Origin of the sequence: Streptomyces sp. NPDC005899, from assembly GCF_040629645.1 — a bacterium.
In the GTDB taxonomy this organism is placed as follows: Bacteria; Actinomycetota; Actinomycetes; order Streptomycetales; family Streptomycetaceae; genus Streptomyces.
The window spans coordinates 1-8,120 of sequence record NZ_JBEXWB010000295.1; the positions used below are offsets into that span (position 1 = coordinate 1).

Here is an 8,120-nt window from a genome sequence, read left to right on the forward strand (position 1 = left end):
GTCCGGCCCACCACCGCAGGGGCCGCGGGCGGCCCGCCGGGCACCGCGAGCCGGGGCGGAGGGGCCCGGGGGGCCGGTCAGGAAGCGGTCCGCTTCTTCGCCGCCGTCTTCCTGGCGGGCTGCCGCTTCCGGCCGGCGGACTTCGTCGTCCCGCCCTCGCCCGCCGCCTTGTCACCCGCCGCCTTCCTCGCCGCCGGTGCGGCCTTCTTGCGGGTGCGCGGCTCCCGGGACTTCATCTCGTGCACGGTCGCGTGCTCGCCCTCCGGCTCCTCCCCGCGCGTCTCCCGGGCCGCCTTCACCGAGGCGTTCAGGGCCGCCATCAGGTCCATGACCTTCCCCGGCTCCTCCTCCTCGCCCTCGCGCGGCTGCGGCAGCTCCTTGCCCTCGGACTTGGCCGCGAGCAGCTCCTCCAGGGCCTCCCGGTACCGGTCCCGGAAGCCGGAGACGCCGTCCAGGGCCATCGTGTCGGTGAGCTGGACCGCCCGGTCGATCTCGTCCTCGTCCAGCTGGACGTCCCGGGGCGCCAGGGACTCGGGGCTGCGGATCTCGTCGGGCCACCGCATGGCGTGCAGCACGATGGCGTCCTCCCGGACCCGCAGCAGGCCGAGCCGCTCCCGGTTGTGCCAGGCAAACTTCGCCACGGCCACCTTGTCGCTCCGCTCCAGCGCCTTGCGCAGCAGGGTGTAGGGCTTCGCCGCGACCTGGCCGTCGACGGCCAGGTAGTAGCTCTCGCTGATGCGTACGGGGTCCACGGCCCCGGCGTCGACGAACGCGACGATCTCGATCGCCTTCGCCGTCGGAAGCGGCATCCGGTCGAGCTCCTCGTCGGTGACGGGCACGGTCCGGTCCTTGGCGACCTCGTAGCCCTTGCCGATCTCGTCCTGCGAGAGCACTTCGCCGTCGAGCTCGCACACCTTGCGGGTGCGGATCCGGCCCATGTCCTGCGCGTGGTACTGGTGGAACGAGAGCGAGTGGTTCTCGGTGGCGGACACCACCTTGATCGGGATCGTGACGAGCCCGAAGCTGATCGCTCCGGTCCACAGGGGCCGCGGCATCCGTACCTCCAGACTCCAGACCCCCCGGTGGCTGGGCCGGGAGGCGGACCGGGGCGCCCGGAAGGGAGAACCGACCCGAGAGGGTCAGGGCGCGCCCGGGCCACCGCCCGTACCACCGATCCTCACGCGGCGTCCCGGGACCCGCATGTGGATCACACCCCTCCGGGGGGTGTGCCACCGGTCAGGGGCCCTCCGTCACGCGGGGCGTTCCACCGCCGCTGACGCCGCCCCCTCGCTCACCCGCGCGTCAGGTCCAGCTCGCCGACTACCTGGTCACCGCTCGTCTCGCCGGTCAGGCGGAAGCCGAGCCGCCGGTAGAACCCCTCGGGGCCGTGCTCGCCCTGCCCCCAGGTGACCGTGACGCGGTCCTGCCCGCGTCGCCGGATCTCCTCGCAGACGGCCCCGACCGCGAAGCGGCCGTACCCCCGGCGCTGTTCGCCGGCGGCGACGGCCAGGCGCCACAGCCCCGAGCGGGGCCGGTCCGCGGGATCGTCCGGGTCGAACCGTACGTCGAAGAAGGCCATCACGAAGCCGACCAGCCGGTCGCCGTCGGCGATCAGCCGCGGCCAGGCGGTCTCGGGCTGGACGTACGCCTCGGCCAGCGACCGGGCGACCGGGGCGACGAAACCCGCCTGCTCGGGCGCCACCTCCAGGCGGCAGGCGTCGAGGACGTTCTCGGGGGTGACCTTCTCCAGGCGGAGTCGCGCTGTCATGGGCGCACGGTAAGGGCGCCCCCCGCACTCCGGCCAGCCGTTTTCCGCGTCGGGCCCGACTGCCCCCGGTCGCGGCCGGTCACCAGGCGGCCGGGCCGTCCTCGTCGAAGAAGCCGCCGGTGGGGCCGTCGGCGCCGATGGAGGCCAGGCGCACGATGACCTCCGCGCCCTCCTCCACGGTCTTGACCCCCTGGTGGGCGTTGAGATCGGTCGCCGTGTATCCGGGGTCGACGACGTTGAACCTGATGCGGGGGTACGCCTTGGCGTACTGCGACGTCACCATGACCAGGGCGGTCTTGGAGGAGTTGTAGTCGAGGGCGGCCACGTGGAACTCGACCCGCTCCGGATCGGTGGTCGCCGCGATCGAGCCGAGACCGCTGCCGACATTGACGACGACCGACGCGTCACCGGCCTCCAGCAGCGGCAGGAAGGCGCGGGTGACGCGGACGGCCCCGAAGACGTTCGTCTCGTACGTGTCCCTCATGTCGTCCCCGGTCACCTCGCCCACCGGCTTGCGGGCCCCGATGATGCCGGCGTTGTTGACCAGGACGTCCAGGCGGCCCGCGTCCTCGCGTACGAAGGCGGCGGCGGCCTCGACGGACTTCTCGTCGGTGACGTCGATCGTGACGGAACGCGCGCCGAGGCGTGCCGCCGCCTCCTGCCCGCCCCGGGCGTCGCGGGCTCCGACGTACACGGTGTGCCCGGCTTCGACGAGGCGCCGCGCGGTCTCGAAACCCAGGCCCTTGTTCGCGCCGGTGATGAGTGTGACGGTCATGTTCTCGCTCCGGGATCCGGTCGGTGAGTGGGTCATGCCTCCACCGTCCCCGTCCCGGCCGCGCACAGGCAGTACCTCCCGCAGCATGGGGACCGGCAGTACCAGGCTGTCGGCGGTCGCTCCCCGGATACTGGAACGGTGAGCGAGACGAAGAGGTGCAAGGAGCTGGGCGACGCGCTGCACGGCTGGCGCGACCGGCTCTCCCCCGCGACCGTCGGAATGCCCACCGCGGGGGTACGGCGGGCGGCCGGGCTCCGCCGCGAGGAGCTGGCCCAGCTCGCCAGCCTGTCGGTCGACTACATCACCCGCCTCGAACAGGGCAGGGCCACCTCGCCCTCCCCGCAGGTCCTCGCCTCACTGGCCCGGGCCCTGCGCCTGTCGGACGCCGAGCGCCAGCACCTCTACCTGCTCGCCGGGCAGCCGGTACCCGGCCCCGGCCAGATCCCCGTCCACGTCCCGCCCGGGCTGCGCCGCCTCATCGACCAACTGGGCGGCGCCCCCCTGAGCGTCCACGACGCCGCCTGGAACCTGCTCGAGTGGAACCGCCCGTGGGCGGCCCTCTTCGGGGACCCGTCCGCCCTGCGGGGCCGTGAACGCAACGTCGTCTGGCGCCACTTCGCCGGGCTGTTCGACCGGGTCAGGCACACCCCCCAGCAGGAGTCCGCCTTCGAGGCGGCCATGACCGGTGATCTCAGGGCGGCCACCGCCCGCTACCCCTCCGACGCCGGACTGCGCACTCTGGTCAGGGACTTGCGCCAGACCTTCACCGCGTTCGCCGACCTGTGGGACTCGGGCATCGTGGGCGTCCACGTCTCGGCGAACAAGACCGTCCACCACCCCGAGGTGGGCGTCCTCGCCCTCGACTGCGACGTGCTCGTCGCGGCCGGCAGCGACCTGCGCGTCGTCGCCCACACGGCGGCGCCCGGCAGTGAGAGCGCCGACCGGTTGAGGCTCCTCGACGTCATCGGCATCCAGGCCATGCCGACGGCCGGCCCCGTGGCGTAGGACGCCCGCACGGTCCGCACATCCCCCTTCCGGCTCTCCCCAGCCGCCTCCGGCCACCGGCCGAGGCGGCTGATGTTTTTCAAGCTGCTCGGAACACGCTATAAATGAGCAACTTCGAGCATTGCCCGCTTGGATTCATGCAGCCTGTACCTGCGAGGGAAGCCCATGCCGCTCATATCCACCGGTGACATCACCCTCGAGGCCCGGACGAGAGCGAGGGGCGTCGGGGCCTTCAACGTGGTGCAGATCGAACACGCGCAGGCCATCGTCAGCGGGGCGGAGGCGGCCGGACTTCCGGTGATCCTCCAGATCAGCGAGAACACCGTCCGCTACCACGGCGCCCTGGAACCCATCGGGCTCGCCTCGCTCGCCGTCGCCCGGGCCTCCCGCGTCCCGGTGGCCGTGCACCTCGACCACGCCCGGTCGGCCGGCCTGGTCCACGAGGCCGTCCGCCTCGGTTTCACGTCCGTCATGTACGACGCGTCCACGCTCCCGTACGACGGCAACGTCACCGCGACCCGTGCGATCGCCGACCACTGCCACGGCCACGGCGTCCGGGTGGAGGCCGAGCTCGGCGAGATAGGCGGCAAGGACGGGGCGCACGCCCCCGGGACGCGGACCGATCCGGACGAGGCGCGCGCGTTCGTCGACGCCACGGACGTCGACGCCCTCGCCGTGGCCGTCGGCAGCTCGCACGCCATGCTGACCCGCGACGCCGTCCTCGACCTCGCGCTCATCTCCCGGCTCCGCCAGGCGGTACGGGTCCCGCTCGTCCTGCACGGCTCCTCGGGCGTCGGAGACGCCGGACTGGCCGAGGCCGTCGCCGCGGGCATGACGAAGGTGAACATCTCCACCCACCTGAACAAGCTGTTCACCCGGGCCGTGCGCACCTACCTCGACGCGCACGCCGACGCGGCCGACCCCCGCCGGTACCTCGGCCCGGCCCGCGACGCCGTCGCCGCCGAGGTGACGCGCCTGCTGCGGGTACTGGCCGGCACCGGCGCGGACCCGGCGCGATAAGGTCGGCGGCGAGCACGAGGAGGACCGGGTGGCGGCACACACGCGATGGGCACGGCTGCTGGAGATCCTCAGCGACCAGGGCCACCTCGACGTGCTCGACGCCGCCGAGCGGCTGGGCTGCTCCGCCGCCACGGTCCGCCGCGACCTGGACGAGCTGGCCCGGCAGAATCTGCTGACCCGCACCCGGGGCGGCGCGGTGGTGAGCAGCGTCGCCTACGACCTGCCGCTGCGCTACAAGGCGGCCCGCAAGGCCGACGAGAAGCAGCGCATCGCGCGGGCAGCGGCCGAACTGATCCCCTCGGGGTCGACCGTCGGCATCAACGGCGGCACGACGGCCTCCGAGGTGGCCAGGGAACTCGCCGTGCGCCCGGAGCCCCCCGGCGGGGGCACCGCGCTGACCGTCGTGACGAACGCGATCAACATCGCCAACGAGCTGGCGGTCCGCCCCCAGGTGAAGATCGTCGTCACCGGCGGAGTGGCCCGCCCCAACTCCTACGAACTCGTCGGTCCGCTCGTGGACTCGGTCCTGCGGACCCTGGCCCTGGACTACACGATCCTCGGCGTGGACGCCGTGCACCCCCGCTTCGGGGCCGCCACCCACGACGAGTCCGAGGCGGGCGCGAACCGGGCGCTCGCCGAGTGCGCCAACACGGTCGTCGTGGTGGCCGACTCGGCGAAGCTGGGGCGCCGGGCCTTCGCCCAGGTGTGCGGGACGGGCGCCGTGTCGATCCTGGTCACCGACCGGGACGCCCCGGACGACGTGGTGGAGGAGTTCACCGCCCTCGGCGTCGACGTACGACGTGTCTGACGTCCGGCCGGTGGAGGCGTGACGCCGCCCTGACGGACCGTCACCGGTAGTCCTCCGGGTGGCCCTGCATCCAGGTGTTGACGCGGTCCCGGGTGCCGATCAGCTCGTCCCGATGCGCCTCCAGCTCCTGGGTGGAGGCGTCGTCGCCGAGCGTGGTGCGCAGCGTGGTGAGCCAGGCCAGCGGCTCCTCGAAGTGGCCCGGGCCCTGCGGGTCGGCTCTCATGGCGCCGTCCAGGCGGGCCAGTTCGTCGTCCACCCGGCCCAGGAAGTAGGCGCAGTCCCCCGCGCCGGGCGTACAGGTGTCGCCCAGGGTCGCCTGGAGCCCGGCGAAGGCGTCGCGGACCAGCGAGGGGGCGGGCCCGCCCGCGTGCGCCCCGGTGTCCCCGCCGGCGGTGGCCGTGGCCCCGGCCTCCGCCGAAGCGTCCGCCCGTGCGGCGGTCGGCGAGGCAGCCGGCCCGGCGGTGGCTGCGGTGGCTGCGGGTTCGGGTGTGCTCGCGAGCAGGGAACAGCCCGACAGGCACACCCCCAGAACCATGACGGGTATCGCGGTACGCAGAGCGGTACGGACAGACATGAGGCCCCCCTCGACAGGTTTCCCAGACCTTACGTCGTCCCCGCTCCGCACCCGCACGGGCCCGGGAGGGCCTCGCCCCGTGACCGGCCTCCGCGGGTCCGGCCCGTGCGCCTCTGCGAGGCGTCCGGGCCCGGCGGTGGAGGCGCCGCGTGCACGCCCGGCGGGTGGTACGAGAGCGTGGCGAACGCCCGTGGGCCCCGAGGAGGCGCCCCTGGGCCCCCGGGAGGTGGGGGGCCCGGCCGGCGCGTTAGCCTCGGATCGATCCTGATCCGGATCGGCTACGAGACGAGTGGAGGCGGCGGCTATGGCGAAGGTCCCGGCAGCGGCGGTGGCGGCGGGCGGACTCGTCGGCGGGTACGCGATCGCACGGTGGACGAAGAAGCGCCCGCTGGGCGGAGTGGCCCTGGCCGCGGCCGGCTCGGTGGCCGCCTACGAGTGGAACCGGCAGGCGGGGGCCCGGGCGGCGGCCGGACTGAGCGCCGCCTACGTGGCAGCGTTCGCGGGCTCGCACCCGCTCGCCAAGAAGGTCGGCGCCTGGCCCGCCGTCTTCACCGTGGCGGGCGCCGTGGCCGCGGCCTCCTGGACGGTCACCCGGCGCAGCGCCTGACAGCCCGGGGGCTCCCCCGGTACGGGAAGTCCGTACCGAGAATCTTCGTGCCAGGGGATTGAACACGGGCGCCGCCGGGTGCGTACTGAACGGCAACTCCCCCGCGTGACCCGGGGGCGCTCCCGTACGACAGGCCGGGTGCGCCCCCGGCGCGCTCCCTACGCCCCCAGTGCCCGCGAGACCGAATAGATCACCAGGCCGGCCAGCGCGCCCACCACCGTGCCGTTGATCCGGATGAACTGCAGGTCCCGGCCGATGTGCGCCTCGATCTTCTTCGACGTCTGGTCGGCGTCCCAGCCGGCGACCGTGTCGCTGATGAGGGACGTGATCTCCGTGCGGTACGTCGTGACGACGTACACCGCCGCGTCCTCCAGCCAGCCCTCCAGCTTGGCCTGCAACCGCTCGTCCGTCGACAGCCTGGAGCCGAGCGACAGCAGCGAGGCCCGGGCCCGCAGCCGCAGCTCGCTCCGCTCGTCCTCGGCCGCCGCGATGATCATCGAACGGACGGAGGACCAGGCGGAGGCGATGACGTCCTGCACCTCGCCACGGCCCAGGATCTCCGACTTCAGCCGCTCCACCCGGGCCCGGGTGTCCGCGTCCGTGCGCAGGTCCGACGCGAAGTCGGTCAGGAAGGTGTCGATCGAGGCGCGCGCGGGGTGCCCCGGCATGTCGCGCATCTCCGTGACGAAGCGCAGCAGTTCCTTGTAGACCCGCTCCCCCACCCGCTTGTCGACGAAGCGCGGCGTCCAGCCCGGCGCACCGCCCTGGACGGCGTCCATGACGGACGCCTCGTGCTCGACCAGCCAGTCGTGGGCGCGTACGCAGACGAGGTCGACGACCCTGCGGTGGCCGCCGTCCGCGACGATCCTCTCCAGCATCCGCCCTATGCCCGGGCCGACCTCCACCGCGTCCGCCCGCCGGGTGATCGCCTCGCCCACCACCGCCTGCACGTCGGAGTCCCGGAGCACGGTCAGCGCCCCCCGCAGCGCGGTGGCCAGTTCGTCGGTGACCCGGTCCGCGTGTTCCGGCTCGGACAGCCACGCCCCGAGGCGCGCGCCGACCCCCAGAGCGTGGATCCGGTCACGAACGACGTCCCCGGAGAGAAAATTCTCGCCCACGAAGGAACCGAGGGACGCCCCGAGCTGATCCTTCTTGGTGGGGATGATGGCGGTGTGGGGGATGGGCAGACCCAGCGGGCGGCGGAACAGGGCCGTGACCGCGAACCAGTCGGCCAGCGCACCCACCATTCCCGCCTCGGCGGCCGCGGCGACGTAGCCCGGCCAGCCGCCCACACCCGTGTGCCTCGCCCAGGTGGCGAGGACGTACACGAGCGCGACGAGGAGGAGCAGACCGGTGGCGGTGGTCTTCATACGGCGCACCCCGCGCCGCTTCTCCTCGTCGGCGGCCGTGTACGCGAACCCGCCGAGCGACGCCCCCGGCCTGCCGCCGGGCGCGGCCCCGGCGCCCCCCGGGGGGGGCCGGCCGCCGGGGGCCCCCCCCCGCGGCCCCCGGGCCGGTGCCGGGCCCCCGGCCGGGTGGAAACCGGAGAACGGAAGAGCGGGG

At 73.8% G+C, this 8,120-nt stretch carries 9 protein-coding genes; 4 read left to right on the plus strand and 5 right to left on the minus strand.

Annotation, left to right across the window (positions count from 1 at the left end; translation table 11 throughout):
• Window positions 1-77: 77 nt before the first annotated feature.
• From ABZ371_RS25450 to ABZ371_RS25460, 3 genes are all read right to left on the minus strand, one after another.
• On the minus strand, window positions 78-1,055 hold the full coding sequence (locus tag ABZ371_RS25450) for a Ku protein (RefSeq protein ID WP_358683658.1): 978 nt from the start codon (window positions 1,053-1,055) through the stop codon (window positions 78-80).
• A gap of 236 nt (window positions 1,056-1,291) precedes the next feature.
• On the minus strand, window positions 1,292-1,768 hold the full coding sequence (locus ABZ371_RS25455; RefSeq protein ID WP_358683660.1) for a GNAT family N-acetyltransferase: 477 nt from the start codon (window positions 1,766-1,768) through the stop codon (window positions 1,292-1,294).
• Between the two features lie 79 nt (window positions 1,769-1,847).
• Entirely contained in the window at window positions 1,848-2,543 is a 696-nt protein-coding gene (locus tag ABZ371_RS25460) for an SDR family NAD(P)-dependent oxidoreductase (RefSeq protein ID WP_358683662.1), read from the minus strand.
• A 138-nt stretch (window positions 2,544-2,681) separates the two neighbouring features.
• Here ABZ371_RS25460 and ABZ371_RS25465 point away from each other — a divergent pair, with 138 nt between their 5' ends.
• The 3 genes from ABZ371_RS25465 to ABZ371_RS25475 all read left to right on the plus strand — a co-directional run bounded on the left by ABZ371_RS25465 (window position 2,682) and on the right by ABZ371_RS25475 (window position 5,376).
• Window positions 2,682-3,548: a helix-turn-helix transcriptional regulator gene (locus ABZ371_RS25465; protein WP_358683664.1), complete on the plus strand. Its 867-nt coding sequence runs from the start codon at window positions 2,682-2,684 to the stop codon at window positions 3,546-3,548.
• Window positions 3,549-3,713: 165 nt separating this feature from the next.
• Window positions 3,714-4,568: a class II fructose-bisphosphate aldolase gene (locus tag ABZ371_RS25470; RefSeq protein WP_358683666.1), complete on the plus strand. Its 855-nt coding sequence runs from the start codon at window positions 3,714-3,716 to the stop codon at window positions 4,566-4,568.
• A gap of 28 nt (window positions 4,569-4,596) precedes the next feature.
• Entirely contained in the window at window positions 4,597-5,376 is a 780-nt protein-coding gene (locus ABZ371_RS25475; protein WP_358683668.1) for a DeoR/GlpR family DNA-binding transcription regulator, read from the plus strand.
• Window positions 5,377-5,416: 40 nt separating this feature from the next.
• Here ABZ371_RS25475 and ABZ371_RS25480 read toward each other — a convergent pair whose 3' ends face one another.
• Complete coding sequence (locus tag ABZ371_RS25480; protein WP_358683670.1) at window positions 5,417-5,950, minus strand: hypothetical protein; 534 nt, start codon at window positions 5,948-5,950, stop codon at window positions 5,417-5,419.
• A 304-nt stretch (window positions 5,951-6,254) separates the two neighbouring features.
• On the opposite strand from ABZ371_RS25480, the gene ABZ371_RS25485 reads away from it, so the two are divergent.
• The gene (locus ABZ371_RS25485; protein ID WP_358683672.1) at window positions 6,255-6,557 is read left to right on the plus strand and encodes a hypothetical protein; all 303 of its coding nucleotides are present in this window, start codon (window positions 6,255-6,257) and stop codon (window positions 6,555-6,557) included.
• Window positions 6,558-6,715: 158 nt separating this feature from the next.
• On the opposite strand, the gene ABZ371_RS25490 is transcribed toward ABZ371_RS25485, so the two are convergent.
• Window positions 6,716-8,120 (minus strand): DUF445 domain-containing protein (locus ABZ371_RS25490; RefSeq protein ID WP_358683674.1); only part of this gene is annotated, 1,405 nt, incomplete at its 5' end.

Coding starts and splice junctions, on each gene's coding strand:
- ABZ371_RS25480 (WP_358683670.1), bottom strand. CDS start 5,950: ATGTCTGTCCGTACCGCTCTGCGTACCGCGATACCCGTCATGGTTCTG.
- ABZ371_RS25450 (WP_358683658.1), bottom strand. CDS start 1,055: ATGCCGCGGCCCCTGTGGACCGGAGCGATCAGCTTCGGGCTCGTCACG.
- ABZ371_RS25485 (WP_358683672.1), top strand. CDS start 6,255: ATGGCGAAGGTCCCGGCAGCGGCGGTGGCGGCGGGCGGACTCGTCGGC.
- ABZ371_RS25470 (WP_358683666.1), top strand. CDS start 3,714: ATGCCGCTCATATCCACCGGTGACATCACCCTCGAGGCCCGGACGAGA.
- ABZ371_RS25460 (WP_358683662.1), bottom strand. CDS start 2,543: ATGACCGTCACACTCATCACCGGCGCGAACAAGGGCCTGGGTTTCGAG.
- ABZ371_RS25455 (WP_358683660.1), bottom strand. CDS start 1,768: ATGACAGCGCGACTCCGCCTGGAGAAGGTCACCCCCGAGAACGTCCTC.